General features: G+C 65.2%; 14 protein-coding genes. 7 read left to right on the plus strand and 7 right to left on the minus strand.

What is annotated here, in order from left to right; translation table 11 throughout:
- Positions 1 to 131 precede the first annotated feature (131 nt).
- From otnK to ltnD, 3 genes are read right to left on the minus strand one after another with little or no spacing between them, the layout of a single operon-like run.
- Positions 132 to 1,409, minus strand: coding sequence for a 3-oxo-tetronate kinase (gene otnK, locus QX124_RS20530; protein WP_315798104.1), 1,278 nt, complete (start codon positions 1,407 to 1,409; stop codon positions 132 to 134).
- Positions 1,406 to 2,188, minus strand: a complete 783-nt coding sequence (gene otnI, locus QX124_RS20535) for a 2-oxo-tetronate isomerase (protein WP_315798105.1) — start codon at positions 2,186 to 2,188, stop codon at positions 1,406 to 1,408. The genes otnK and otnI overlap by 4 nt, the downstream gene beginning before the upstream one ends.
- Before the next feature lie 26 nt (positions 2,189 to 2,214).
- Positions 2,215 to 3,138 (minus strand): L-threonate dehydrogenase, encoded by a 924-nt coding sequence (ltnD, locus tag QX124_RS20540; protein WP_409997724.1) that lies wholly within the window; start codon positions 3,136 to 3,138, stop codon positions 2,215 to 2,217.
- Positions 3,139 to 3,258: 120 nt separating this feature from the next.
- Between ltnD and QX124_RS20545 the strand changes: the two genes are divergently transcribed.
- From QX124_RS20545 to QX124_RS20575, 7 genes are all read left to right on the plus strand, one after another.
- On the plus strand, positions 3,259 to 3,921 hold the full coding sequence (locus QX124_RS20545; protein WP_315798106.1) for an aldolase: 663 nt from the start codon (positions 3,259 to 3,261) through the stop codon (positions 3,919 to 3,921).
- Positions 3,922 to 3,945: 24 nt separating this feature from the next.
- On the plus strand, positions 3,946 to 4,158 hold the full coding sequence (locus QX124_RS20550; protein WP_315798107.1) for a hypothetical protein: 213 nt from the start codon (positions 3,946 to 3,948) through the stop codon (positions 4,156 to 4,158).
- Positions 4,159 to 4,671: 513 nt separating this feature from the next.
- Positions 4,672 to 5,709, plus strand: a complete 1,038-nt coding sequence (locus QX124_RS20555; protein ID WP_315798138.1) for an ABC transporter ATP-binding protein — start codon at positions 4,672 to 4,674, stop codon at positions 5,707 to 5,709.
- A gap of 32 nt (positions 5,710 to 5,741) precedes the next feature.
- Positions 5,742 to 7,031 carry a PotD/PotF family extracellular solute-binding protein gene (locus tag QX124_RS20560; protein WP_315798108.1) on the plus strand — a complete coding sequence of 430 codons (1,290 nt, stop codon included), beginning with the start codon at positions 5,742 to 5,744 and terminating at the stop codon, positions 7,029 to 7,031.
- A 91-nt stretch (positions 7,032 to 7,122) separates the two neighbouring features.
- Positions 7,123 to 8,058 carry an ABC transporter permease gene (locus tag QX124_RS20565; protein WP_315798109.1) on the plus strand — a complete coding sequence of 312 codons (936 nt, stop codon included), beginning with the start codon at positions 7,123 to 7,125 and terminating at the stop codon, positions 8,056 to 8,058.
- 3 nt (positions 8,059 to 8,061) lie between these two features.
- On the plus strand, positions 8,062 to 8,964 hold the full coding sequence (locus QX124_RS20570) for an ABC transporter permease (protein ID WP_315737232.1): 903 nt from the start codon (positions 8,062 to 8,064) through the stop codon (positions 8,962 to 8,964).
- 244 nt (positions 8,965 to 9,208) lie between these two features.
- Positions 9,209 to 9,496, plus strand: a complete 288-nt coding sequence (locus tag QX124_RS20575) for a GIY-YIG nuclease family protein (RefSeq protein WP_315798110.1) — start codon at positions 9,209 to 9,211, stop codon at positions 9,494 to 9,496.
- 222 nt (positions 9,497 to 9,718) lie between these two features.
- Here QX124_RS20575 and QX124_RS20580 read toward each other — a convergent pair whose 3' ends face one another.
- Genes QX124_RS20580 through QX124_RS20595 form a run of 4 tightly spaced genes read right to left on the minus strand, consistent with a single transcriptional unit; the run spans position 9,719 to position 13,017 of the window.
- On the minus strand, positions 9,719 to 10,423 hold the full coding sequence (locus QX124_RS20580) for an ABC transporter ATP-binding protein (protein ID WP_315776444.1): 705 nt from the start codon (positions 10,421 to 10,423) through the stop codon (positions 9,719 to 9,721).
- The gene (locus QX124_RS20585; protein ID WP_315757783.1) at positions 10,407 to 11,138 is read right to left on the minus strand and encodes an ABC transporter ATP-binding protein; all 732 of its coding nucleotides are present in this window, start codon (positions 11,136 to 11,138) and stop codon (positions 10,407 to 10,409) included. The genes QX124_RS20580 and QX124_RS20585 overlap by 17 nt, the downstream gene beginning before the upstream one ends.
- Positions 11,135 to 12,139: a branched-chain amino acid ABC transporter permease gene (locus QX124_RS20590; RefSeq protein ID WP_315737228.1), complete on the minus strand. Its 1,005-nt coding sequence runs from the start codon at positions 12,137 to 12,139 to the stop codon at positions 11,135 to 11,137. The genes QX124_RS20585 and QX124_RS20590 overlap by 4 nt, the downstream gene beginning before the upstream one ends.
- Entirely contained in the window at positions 12,139 to 13,017 is an 879-nt protein-coding gene (locus QX124_RS20595; protein ID WP_315737227.1) for a branched-chain amino acid ABC transporter permease, read from the minus strand. Before QX124_RS20595 ends, QX124_RS20590 begins: the two co-directional genes overlap by 1 nt.
- Positions 13,018 to 13,043: the final 26 nt, after the last annotated feature.

The following is a 13,043-nucleotide window of genomic DNA, read 5'->3' on the forward strand; positions in this document are numbered from 1 at the left end:
CGGCACGGCGGCGCTGCCGTGCCGAGCGACGGCTCACAAACTAAGCAGATGATGAGATCGGGACCGAGGCCCAGCACGTCGTTCCAAAATCCGGCACAGGCCGACGCAGCCGGCAGTCGGCTGACGCGCAGTTAGCGCATCAGCCCGAGCGCGTCGGCGAAGAACTGCGGCCCGCCGAAATTGCCGGACTTCAGCGCCAGCAGCATGTCGCCGCCCTGCGCGCCGATTGCGCGAAGCACTGGCACGCCGGCCGCGATCTCTGGACCAACGAGGAAGCCGGGAATCCCCAGCCGGTCAACGACGGCGCCCGAGGTCTCGCCGCCGGCGACGATCAACCGCCGCACGCCGGCCTCAATCAGCCCCTCGGCGAGATCGGCCATCGCCTGCTCGATGGCGTGCCCCGCCGCTTCGCGGCCGTGCCTGGATTGCAGCGCGCTGACCTGATCCGGCGTCGCGCTGGAGGCAATCAGCACAGGCCCCTTGGCAATGCGCTCACGCGCCCAGGCCAGCGCGCGCTGCGCCTCGTCCGGACCGGCGACCAGGCCCGCCGCATCGAGATGCAGCACCGGCATGATGGTCTCGGCCTGCGCAATCTGCTGCAGCGTCGCCTGCGAGCAGCTTCCGGCGAGGCAGGCCGCCATGCCGCCGACGGGTGCATCCGCGTGATGCGCCAAGCCGTGGGTATGCACGTGCCCGGCCTCGACCAAAGCGCGCGCCAGCCCGAGCCCGATGCCGGACGCGCCGACAGAGACCCGGTTCTTCAAGGCGGCCGCGCCGATCGCAATCAGGTCGGCGTCGAACACGGCGTCGACGATCGCCGCACCAATGCCCTGCGCGGCCAATTCCTGCAGCCTGTGGCCGATCGCCTCCGGCCCGTGCACGACAGCGGCGAGGTCGACCAAGCCGATTTTCCTGCGGCTCTGGCGCGCCAGCACGCGCACCAGATTGGCGTCGTGCATCGGGTTGAGCGGATGATCCTTGAGCGGGCTCTCGTTGAGCGGCACGCTGCCGACGAAGAGGTTGCCTTGATAGACGGTCCGCCTGGTTTCCGGGAAGGCCGGGGTCACCAGCACGATGCCGTCGCCCGCATCACCGGCGAGCGCATCCATGACAGGGCCGATATTGCCGGCGTCGGTGGAATCGAACGTCGAGCAGATCTTGAACAGCACGTGGTCGGCCCCCCGTGCGCGCAGCCATTTGTCGGCCTCGCGTGAGCGGGCCACGGCAAGCGAAGCCTCGATCGACCGGCTCTTCAGCGACACCACGACGGCATCGACCTCCGGCAGCGTGAGGTCATCAGCCGGCACGCCGATCGTCTGCACCGTGCGCAGGCCGGCGCGAGTCAAGGTGTTGGCGAGGTCGGAGGCGCCGGTGTAGTCATCGGCGATGCAGCCGAGCTTCAAGGTCACGGCTTCACTCCCTTGTAGGGCACAAACCAGCCGAGCCCGTCCTCGGTGCGACCGCGCGGATTGTACTCGCAGCCGACGAAGCCGGCATAGCCCAGCCGGTCGAGCTCGGCGAACAGGAACGGATAGTTCAGCTCCTCGCCGTCGGGCTCGTTGCGCGAGGGAATGCTGGCGATCTGGATGTGGCCGATGATGTCCATCATCTCGCGCAGCCGCATGGTGACGTCGCCATGGATGATCTGGCAGTGATAGATGTCGAATTGCAGCTTGAGATTTGGAATCTTCAGCTCGCGGATGAGATCGCGGGCGAAGCCGAAATCGTTGAGGAAGTAGCCGGGCACGTTGCGCGCATTGATCGGCTCGATCACGACGTCGAGGCCATGGGGCGCGAAGAACTCGGCCGTCCATGCCACCGACTTGTAATACGCCTCGACCGCCTTCGCATCGCCGCGCTCGGCAATCCCCGCCATCAGGTGCAGCCGCTTCACGCCGGTGGCCTTGGCATAGGGCAGCGCCGTCTCGAGGCTCGCCTTGAGATCATCGAAGCGCTGGGGCAGCGCGGCAAAGCCCTTCTCGCCGGCATCCCAGTTGCCGGGCGGCAGGTTGAACAACGCTTGCGTCAGGCCGTTGCCGTGCAGCCGCTTGCCGACCTCCTCGGCCGGATAATCATAGGGAAACAGGAATTCGACCGCGGTGAAGCCGGCCTTGGCGGCGGCGGCGAAGCGGTCGAGGAACGGATGCTCGGTGAACATCATCGAGAGATTGGCGGCGAAACGGGGCATGGCGTGAAAACTCGTCGTACTGCTTGCTACTTGGAGGAGCCCGGCAGCGTCGTGCCGGTGACCTGCGCGTACATCCGCGCCACCGAGGCGTCGTCGTCGCGGCCCATGCCGGCGGCCGACGTCATCAGGAACATCTGCAGCGCGGCGGCCGAGACGGGCACCGGAAAACGATGGCTGCGCGCCATGTCCTGGATGATGCCGAGATCCTTGACGAAGATCTCGACCGCACTGCGCGGCGTGTAGTCGCCGTCGAGGACGTGCGGCATGCGGTTCTCGAACATCCAGGAATTGCCGGCCGAGGCTGTGATGACCTCATAGACCTTGCGGATGTCGAGGCCCTGCTTGGCGGCAAAGGCGATGGCCTCGCTGGCGGCTGCGATGTGCACGCCGGCGAGCAGCTGGTTGATCATCTTGAACGCGGCGCCCTGCCCGGCCGCATCGCCGAGCTCATAGAGCTTGGCCGCCATCGCATCGAGCGCCGGCCGCGCCTTGGCAAACGCAGCCGCGCTGCCCGAGGCCAGGATCGTCAGCTCGCCCTGCGCGGCGCGCTGCGCGCCGCCGGAGATCGGCGCGTCGAGGTAGTGCCGGCCGGTGGCTTCGAGCTGCTTCGCGAGCCGCCGCGCGACGTCAGGGTCCATGGTCGCGGAGGAGACGAACACGGAGTCCTTCGGCATGGTTTCGGCAGCACCGCCGGGGCCGAACAGGATGGCTTCCGTCTGCGCCGCGTTGACGACGACACTGACCACGATGTCGGCACCTCGCGCCGCCTCGGCCGGGCTCGCCGCGCCTTTGCCGCCGTCGGCGACGAGGCGCGCTACGGCATCCGCCGAGACATCGCATCCGGTCACCTCGAAGCCTGCGCGTTTCAGCGAGGTCGCCATGCCGAACCCCATCGAGCCGAGCCCGATCACGGCGACTTTCAATTGCGATGGCGACGGCATGCGGCAGATCCCTGAAGCGTTTCCTGGTGACGTCCGGTTGCCCCGGACTGCACTCTGGGTATCACGGCTTGGCCGCGTTGCCAAAGCGTGAGACAAAGCGGCCAAAGAGCGAAATGCGAGGAAAGTCCCGTGGCGGAAACTGCGATTCGCGAGGCCATCTGCCGGTTCGGCCGCTCGCTGTTCGAGCGCGGGCTGACGCCGGGCTCTTCCGGCAACATCAGCGTGCGGCTCGATGATGGCGGCTGGCTGGTCACGCCGACCAATGCCTCGCTCGGCTTTCTCGATCCGGCCCGTTTGTCGCGGCTCGATGCCGCGGGAAAGCTGGTCTCGGGCGACGCGCCGACCAAGGAGGTGCCGCTGCACACCGCGCTGTACCAGACGCGCAATGCTGCCCGCGCCGTGGTGCATCTGCACTCGACCCATTCGGTCGCGATCTCGATGCTGCCGGACATCGATCCGCGCGCCGCGCTGCCGCCGCTGACACCTTATTATTTAATGCGCTGCGGTCAGACCGCGCTGGTGCCCTATCATCGTCCCGGCGATCCCGCGGTAGCCGATGCCATCAAGGGTCTCGCCGGCAAATACGCCTCGGTGCTGCTCGCCAATCACGGGCCGGTGGTGTCCGGCGATACGCTGGAAGCCGCCGTGTTCGCGATGGAGGAGCTCGAGGAGACTGCAAAGCTGTATCTGCTGCTGCGCGGGCTCAACCCACGTCACCTCTCGCCGCAGCAGGTCGACGATCTGGTGAAAGTGTTCGGCCTCGGCCTGCCCGATCACAGCGATCATCACTGATCCCACCGGTCCGGATGGATGGGCATGCAATATCCCGCAACAACGCCAGCCGAGATCGATGCCGCTGTGCGGGTGCTCTATGACGAGGCCCGCTTCTATCGCTGGTTTCCGATCGCAACCGACTCCTATGACGCGTTCGCCGCCTCCGATCCAATCGCGGTCAGCGAGCTGCGCGACATCGCCGAGCGCATGCTGGTGGCCGCCGCGCAGGCCAGATCGCGGGCACGGCGGGTCTAGCATCCCGCCCGGCCTGCCTGCATGCATGCCGCGGAGCCTGCGCCGCCTTGTCACTGATCAAGCTGCCTTGCCTCCAGACGGCAACGATGCCTAATATTGAGGCAAGATAAGGCTGCGGCAGCAATCACGGGCGGATCGATCGAACAAGGACGGCACCGGCAGCACACCACTGCCGCGGCGCGAGGATGCGCCCCGCTCTTCCACCATCGATTGCAGCCCATCGCTCAGCACGCCCGGAGCACGAAAGGACAAGGGCAAAATGCCTCCACATCGGCGTGGGCGCGGCTGTTTGGCCGGATCGGCGCCCGATCTGAGCGGGCTGCCGCCGGGACCGGGGAATGCCCTTTCGAACGTTGCATACGCATCTCGCCCAACGCGCAATCTTCGCGCACTGCCCCACCCCCACGGCGACCCTTGGCATATCCGTTGCAGACATCAGACGGATCGGATCGCAGCCGCCCGATGGAGCGAGCCGCGATCATGACCGACACGCAACAGGACGACGGAGGGCGGATGGCGGCGGGCGCGAGCTTGGAACTGGTGAGGGTGACGAAGATGTACGGTCACGTCACCGCCGTCGACGCGATCGATCTGCGGATTCCCGCCGGCTCCTATTGCTGCCTGCTCGGTCCGTCCGGCTGCGGCAAGACCTCCACCCTGCGCATGATCGCCGGCCATGAATCGGCGACATCGGGCGACATCATCGTCGGCGCCAAGAACGTCACCGAGCTGCCGCCCGCCGGGCGCGGCACCGCGATGATGTTCCAGTCCTACGCACTGTTTCCGCATCTCTCGGTGATCGACAACGTGGCGTTTGCGCTGAAGATGAAGGGCGTCGCCAAGCCCGAGCGCCACGCAAAGGCACGCGAGCTGCTCGAGCTGGTGGACATGCAGAGCTATGCCGGCCGCCTGCCGGCGCAGCTCTCCGGCGGACAACAACAGCGCGTGGCGCTGGCGCGCGCATTGATCACCTCGCCGCAGATCCTCCTGCTCGACGAGCCGCTGTCGGCGCTCGATCCGTTCCTGCGCCTGCGCATGCGGGCCGAGCTGAAGCGGCTGCAGCGCGAGCTCGGCCTCACCTTCGTCCACGTCACCCACGGCCAGGACGAGGCCATGGCGCTGTCCGACCTCGTGGTGCTGATGAATGGCGGCCGCATCGAGCAGCAGGGCAGCCCGCGCGAGATCTTCAATCATCCGCGCACCGAATTCGCCGCCCGCTTCATCGGTGGCCACAACGTGATCCCGCTGAACGGCGAGACCTTCGCGGTGCGCGTCGACCGCATCCAGCTCAAGGCGCCGAATGCGGCGATCGACGGTCCGGCGGTGCCGGGCACGATCAGCAAGATCGAATATCAGGGCACCTACGTGCTGGTCGCGGTGGCGACCGATGGTGGCCCCGAGATCTCGGCGCAGCTCAGCGACGATCAGTTCGATGCACAGACCCACAGCATCGGCGAGCGCGTCGTCGTCACCTGGAATCCGGCGCTCGCCGATGCGCTGACGACCCGTCCCGCAGCCGCCGCCGCACCGGCCGCTGAGCTGGTCGCCTGATTTCGTTTGCTCGTTTTCCCAAGGAGATGATCATGACCGACCGATCGAAGACAACATCCATCAGCCGCCGCGCGCTGCTCAAGGGCGCGGCGGGCGTCGCCGGTCTCGCCGGCTCGGGCACGCTGCTCAGCGCGCCCTATGTCCACGCAGCCGACGCCAAGGTGCTGCGCTATCTCGGCACCGCCGTGAACGAGGGCGACGAGATCTCGAAGAAATGCCTCGCCGACACCGGCATCAAGATCGAATACATCACGGCGACGACCGACGACGTGACCAAGCGCGTCATCACCCAGCCGAACTCCTTCGACGTGCTCGACACCGAATACTTCTCGCTGAAGAAGCTGGTGCCGTCCGGCAACATCTTTCCGCTCGATGCGCGCAAGATCAAGGAGTTCGACAACATCACGCCCGTCTTCACCAAGGGCGAGCTGCCGAACGGCAAGAAGATCGGCGGCCAGGGCACCGCGCCGTGGAAGGTGCTCTATCTCGACGGCCCGAACTCCAAGACGTTCTCGGCGACGCCGACCGAGTTCGTCACCTTGATCCCGACCGTGTACAATGCCGACACGCTCGGCATCCGTCCCGACCTGATCAAGCGCCCGATCAACTCCTGGGCCGAGCTGCTCAACCCCGAATTCAAGGGCAAGGCCTCGATCCTCAACATCCCCTCGATCGGCATCATGGACGCCGCCCTCGTCGTCGAGGCGACCGGCCAGTACAAATATGCCGACAAGGGCAACATGACCAAGGCCGAGATCGACCTGACGATGAAGGTCCTGACCGAGGCCAAGAAGGCCGGCCAGTTCCGCGCGTTCTGGAAGGACTTCAACGAGTCCGTCAACCTGATGGCCTCGGGCGAGACCGTGATCCAGTCGATGTGGTCGCCGGCGGTCACCAAGGTGCGGTCGATGGGCATCCCCTGCACCTTCCAGCCGCTCAAGGAAGGCTACCGCTCATGGGCCTCGGGCTTCTGCGTCTCCAAGGCGGTGGCCGGCGGCCCGAAGCTCGACTGGGCCTATGAGTTCGTCAACTGGTACTTGTCCGGCTGGGCCGGCGCCTATCTCAACCGCCAGGGTTACTACTCGGCCGTGCTCTCCACCGCCAAGGCCAACATGACCGAGGACGAGTGGGGCTATTGGATGGAAGGCAAGCCGGCGAAGGCCGACATCAAGGCGCCGGACGGCACCCTGATGGAGAAGGCCGGCGCCGTGCGCGATGGCGGCTCCTACGAGGACCGCATGGGCAACGTCGTGTGCTGGAACGCGGTCATGGACGAGAACGACTACATGGTCCGCAAATGGAACGAGTTCATCGCCGCCTGATGTGACGATCCCGGCCTGCCGTGCCGTGCTTTCCCGCGCGGCAGGCCTCCTTCTCTCTCTCCCCGCACACACAGGACGACAGGTTGCATCCGTGGCCGTGACGATCGACAATTCGCCTGACAGCGTGGCGCCGGCGGAGAGCGCTTTGCGCAAGATCACCATGCGCTCGATCGCCTGGCTGCAGGCCGGCCCGATGATGCTGGTGTTCGCGCTGTTCTTCCTGTTGCCGCTCGTGCTCGTCGTCGTCGTCAGCGCCTGGGACTACAACGAATATGAGATGATCCCGGCGTTCAGCTTCCGCGGCTACACCGACACGTTCGAGGGCTGCGTCGCCAACCTGCCCGAGCTGTGCACCATCCTGAAGACCTATCTCAAGACGCTGAAGCTGTGCCTCCTGACCTGGGGCCTGACGCTGATGATCGGCTTCTGGGTCGCCTATTTCCTCGCCTTCCACGTTCGCAGCAAGACCTGGCAGATCGTGCTGTCGCTGTTGTGCACGATCCCGTTCTGGACCTCCAACGTCATCAGAATGATCGCCTGGATCCCCCTGCTCGGCCGCAACGGCCTCGTCAACCAGGGCCTGGTCGGCGCAGGATTCGTCAACAAGCCGATCGAATGGCTGCTGTTCTCCGAATTTTCGGTGGTGCTGGCGCTGGTGCACCTGTTCACGTTCTTCATGGTGGTGCCGATCTTCAATTCGATGATCCGCATCGACAAGCGGCTGATCGAGGCCGCCTATGATGCCGGCGCGTCGGGCTGGCAGACACTGGTCAACATCGTCATTCCGCTGTCGAAGCCCGGCATCGTGATCGGCTCGATCTTCGTCATCACGATCGTCATGGGCGACTTTGTCACCATCGGCGTGATGGGCGGCCAGCAGATTGCCTCCGCCGGCAAGATCATCGAAGCGCGCCTCTCCGCGCTGCAATTCCCGGCCGCCGCCGCCAATGCCGTGATCCTGCTCGGTATCACCATCATCATCATCTCCGCGCTGACGCGGATCGTCGACGTGCGCAAGGAGCTCTGAGCCATGGGCGACAAGCGGCCGCGCTCGTTCTACATCCTCGCCTTGTTCTTTTCGGCCTATGTGCTGTTCCTGTACGGGCCGATGATCGCGATCTACATCCTGTCATTCCAGGGGCCTGACGGCGGCCTCACCTTTCCGATGAACGGGGTGTCGCTGACCTGGTTCGGAAAAGTGTTTTCCGGCGGCGGCATCGTCGATATCGGCGCGGCGTTCAAGCGGTCGCTGGCGCTCGGGCTCGTCGTGATGGTGATCACAGTGGTGCTGTCGGTCGCCGCAGGCATGGCCTTCCGCAAGCCGTTCCGCGGCGCCTCGGTGCTGTTCTACACGGCCATCGCCAGCCTGATCATGCCGTCGATCATCACCTCGCTCGGCATCGCGCTCGAATTCCGCCTGATCGACGACTTCGTCAACAAGCACGGCGCCAATGTCGGGCTCGGCTGGCTCGCTGACGGCTATACCACGGCCATGGGCCTGTTCACGTCGGGCCTGGGTGCGCATCTCACCTGGACCTTGCCGTTCGGCCTCCTGATCATGTTCGCGATCTTCAACCGCTTCGACGGCCGGCTGGAGGAAGCCGCACGCGACCTCGGCGCCACGCCCTGGCAGACCTTCCGCCACGTCGTGCTGCCGATCATCCTGCCCAGCGTGGTCGGCATCGGCCTGTTCGGCTTTACGCTCTCCTGGGACGAGCTCGCCCGCTCCAGCCAGGCCATCGGCTCCGTCAACACCCTGCCGCTGGAGCTGCAGGGCCTGACAACGACGGTGACGAAGCCCGACATCTACGCGCTGGGCACGCTGACCTCGGCGGTGTCGTTCGTGGTGATCTTCGCCGCGCTGTCCGTGATCCTGGTGCTGCAGGCCCGCCAGCGCCGCCAGGGCTCCGACGCTGGTAAGGGCATGGTGTAAGCTACGACGGATCATAACGCGGCCTCGGTCATTGCGAGGCGGTCTTGCGCTGAAACAATCCATACCTTCTAATCGGCTGGAATCCCCGGATTGCTTCGCTGCGCTCGCAATGACGGCTGTGGTGGGCGCCGTCTCCTCCTCATACTCCGTCATCGCGAGCGCAGCGAAGCGATCCAGGGGCAGCGGAAAAGACTCTGGATAACCTCGCTCCACTCCGGTCGCCCCGGACCTCGTAGCCGATCCGATGAAACAACCCTGCGTCTACATCATGGCGAACAGGCGCAATGGAGCGCTCTATGTTGGTGTGACCAGCGACCTGCCTAAACGCGCGTACCAACATCGTGAAGGTCTCGTTCCGGGATTCACCAAGACATACGGGTGCAAGCTGCTCGTCTGGTACGAAGTCCATGAAACGATGGTAGCCGCGATCGAACGCGAGAAACAGATCAAGGCAGGCAGCCGAAAGAAGAAATTGGCACTGATCGAGGCGATCAATCCGCAATGGAATGACTTGTACGATGCTCTGACCTGATTCTTCCGATCGTGATTTCGAAATACCGAGAGAACAAATGCCAGACCTCCTACTGGTCTGGCATTCTGGATTGCTTCGCTCCGCTCGCAATGACGGTCGTGGTGGGCACGGGAGCCCCCACATACTCCGTCATACCGAGCAAAGCGATCCAGGGGGCCGCAGCAAGAACCCTGTATTACCCTTGCTTTGCAGCGGCTCGGCGGCTGCGAAGCACACAGTCGATCACAGCCCCAGATACGCCTTCCGCACATCCTTGTTGCCGCTGATCTCAGCCGCCGTGCCCTGCATCAGGACGCGGCCGGTCTGGAGGATGTAGGCGCGGTCGGCGATCTCCAGGCATTCGGCCATGCGCTGCTCGACGATCAGCACGGTCATGCCGGCATCGCGGATGCGCTTGACGGCCTGGAAGATCTCGTCGACCAGCTTCGGCATGATGCCCTGCGACGGCTCGTCGAGCATCAGAAGCCGCGGCCGGGTCATCAAAGCGCGGCCGATCGCCAGCATCTGCTGCTCGCCGCCGGACAAGGTCTCGGCGCGCTGCTCGAGCCGCTCGGACAGCCGCGGAAACAGTGTGAATACGAAGTCGAGCGGCTCCTCGCGGTTGGCCTCACCGCGATACAGATAGCTGCCGAGCCTCAAGTTGTCGCGTACCGAGAGCCGCGGAAACAGCCGCCGGTTCTCCGGCACATAGGCAATGCCCTTGGCCGTGATCAGATGCTGCGCCATGCCGTCGATGCGATTGCCGTCGAAGGTGACGGCGCCGGCACGCGGCCGCTCGGCGCCGGCGATCGATTTCAGAAGCGTCGACTTGCCGGCGCCATTGGCGCCGGCGACGCAGACGATCTCGCCCTTGTTGACGTCGATCGAGACGTTCGAGATCGCGACCAGGCCCTGATAGGCGGTGGTGACGTCACGCACCGACAGCATGGCGGTCTCCAAGATAGGCGGAAATGACTTTGGGATCGCGGACGACATCCTTGGGCTTGCCTTCGATCAGCACCTTGCCGAGATCGAGCACGATGGCGCGGTCGACCAGCGGCATCACGATCTCCATGACGTGCTCGACCATCAGCACCGTGATGCCGGTGTCGCGCACGCGGCGCACGAGCTCGACGCCCTTTTGTGACTCGACCGGCGTCAGGCCGGTCAGCACCTCGTCGAGCAGCAGCAGCTTCGGCTCGGTCGCGAGCGCGCGGGCCACTTCCAACCGCCGCTTCTCCGACGGGACGAGATCGCTCGCCAGCACGTCGGCACGCGTATCGAGCCCGCAGAAGGCCAGCACGTCATGCGCCTTCCGCCGCGCCTCGCGCATGACAGTGTTGCGCACCAGCGCGCCGACGATGACGTTCTCGATCACCGTCATGCTCTCAAAGCTCTTCACGACCTGGAAGGTGCGGCCGATGCCACGCTGGCAGCGCTCGGCTGCCGGCAGCGCCGTGACGTCCTCGCCGTCGAAGATGATCGCGCCTTCAGTCGGCTTGAACGCGCCGGCAATCAGGTTGAACAAGGTCGACTTGCCGGCGCCGTTCGGCCCGATCAGGCCGACGATCTCGCCGCGCCCGACCGAGATCGAGACGTCGGAGTTCGCCGTCAGGCCCGAGAAGCGCTGGGTGATGTTGCGGGTTTCCAGCAGCGCGGTCATGACGCCACCGCCTCTCGCGCCGGCTGAGCGGCCGGCTTCGGCTTGCGCGAGAACAGGCTGACCAGACCCTGCGGCCGCGCCAACGAGATCGCAACGATCAGGCCGCCATACACGATCAGGTCGACGCCGCGGCCGGAGCCGCCGATGAAGGAGCGGGTCAGCTCGGTCAGCGGGATCAGGATGACCGCGCCCAGCATCGGTCCCCACAAGGTGCCGATGCCGCCGAGCACGGCCGGGAGCGCCATCAAGAGCGAGAACTGGAATCCCATCACGCTTTCAGGATCGATGTAGGACACGAACTGCGCATAGAAGCTGCCGCCGATCGCGACCAGGAAGGCCGAGACGGCCGCTGCGCCCATCTTGGAGTTGAACACGTCGACGCCGAGGCTCTCGGCGGCGACCGGGTTGTCCTTCACCGCGCGCCACCAATAGCCCCATTTCGAATCCTCCAGCCACCAGGTCACGAACCAGGCGACGCAGGCGAGCACGAGCGCAAAGTAGAAGTACGGCAGCTTGGAGCGGGTGAACTGGAAGGTCAGCCACGAGTCGCGCCGCACCGGAATGTCGATGCCGAGCGCCGCACCCGCCCAGTCCCAGTTCTGAAACAGCAGCAGCGTGATCTCCGCGATCACGATGGTTGCGATCACGAAGTAATGGCCGCCGAGCCGGAAGCAGGGATAGCCGAGCGCCATCGCAATGACGGCTGAGATGAGACCGCCAGCGAGCATGCCGAACCACGGCAGCACGCCGAACTTGGTGAACAGGATCGCGGTGGTGTAGGCGCCAAGCCCGAAATACAGCGCGTGTCCCAGCGAGATCTGGCCGCAATAGCCGGACAGGATGTTCCAGCTCTGCGACAGCGCCGCATACATCAGGGTCAGCACCATGATGTTCTGGACGTAGACGTCCTTGACGAACAGCGGCACCGCGGCCGCGACCGCGGCGAGGAAGGCGGCGAGGACGAGGTCGCGCCGGCGGCGTTGGATGAATGCCTTGTCCATCAGATCGATCCGAACAGGCCGCGCGGGCGGATGAAGACGACGAGGAGATAGACGCCGTAGATACCGACGGTCTTGAGTGACGGCGGCAGGATCAGCGTGGTGATGGCCTCGACCAGGCCGACGACGATGCCGCCGGCAAAGGCGCCGAATACGCTGCCGAAGCCGCCGAGCGCGACCGTCACATAGGCGATGGTCGCGAACGACGCGCCGACATCGGGGAAGACGTAGAAGAAGATCGCCATGACCGCGCCGGCAAGACCGACCAGCGCAGCTCCAAGGCCCCAGCCGAGCGCGAACACCTTGTTCTTGTCGATGCCGACCAGCGCCACCGCGCCGGCATCCTCTCGCGTCGCCTCCAGCGCCCGGCCGAAATCGGTGCGGTGGATGAAGAAATAGAGCCCGGCGAAGGCCGCGATCGCGATCAGCGCACCGACCAGTTGCGGCTGCGGCAGGTAGATCCCCGCGATCGAGATCGTCTTGCCGCCGAGCCAGGAGTGCGGAATGCTGCGATAGTCCGGCGTGAAGAAATACTGCGCGACCCCGCGCATCAGCACCGCGAGCCCGAAGGTGGAGAAGATCTGCACCATGCCGGTATTGGCCTTGGCACGGACCGCGAATCTGACGATCAGCAGATAGACCACGGCCCCGAACACGAACAGAGCGGCGGCGACCAGCGGCGCCGCAAGCAACGGGTCGAGCGCAAAGAACGCGAACAGGAAGAAGGTCGCGTACATCGCGATCATCAGGAACTCGCCATGGGCGAAGTTCACGACGTCCATCAGCCCGAAGATGAGCGCCAGCCCCACGGCGATCAGGCCGTAGAGCAGGCCCATCAAGAGGCCGCTGGCGAGACTTTGGATGATTGTTTCTGCTGTCACAGATCTTGCCCCACTCTCGATGTGAC

The sequence above is a fragment of the Bradyrhizobium sp. SZCCHNRI3043 genome, assembly GCF_032377735.1.
Taxonomy (GTDB): domain Bacteria; phylum Pseudomonadota; class Alphaproteobacteria; order Rhizobiales; family Xanthobacteraceae; genus Bradyrhizobium.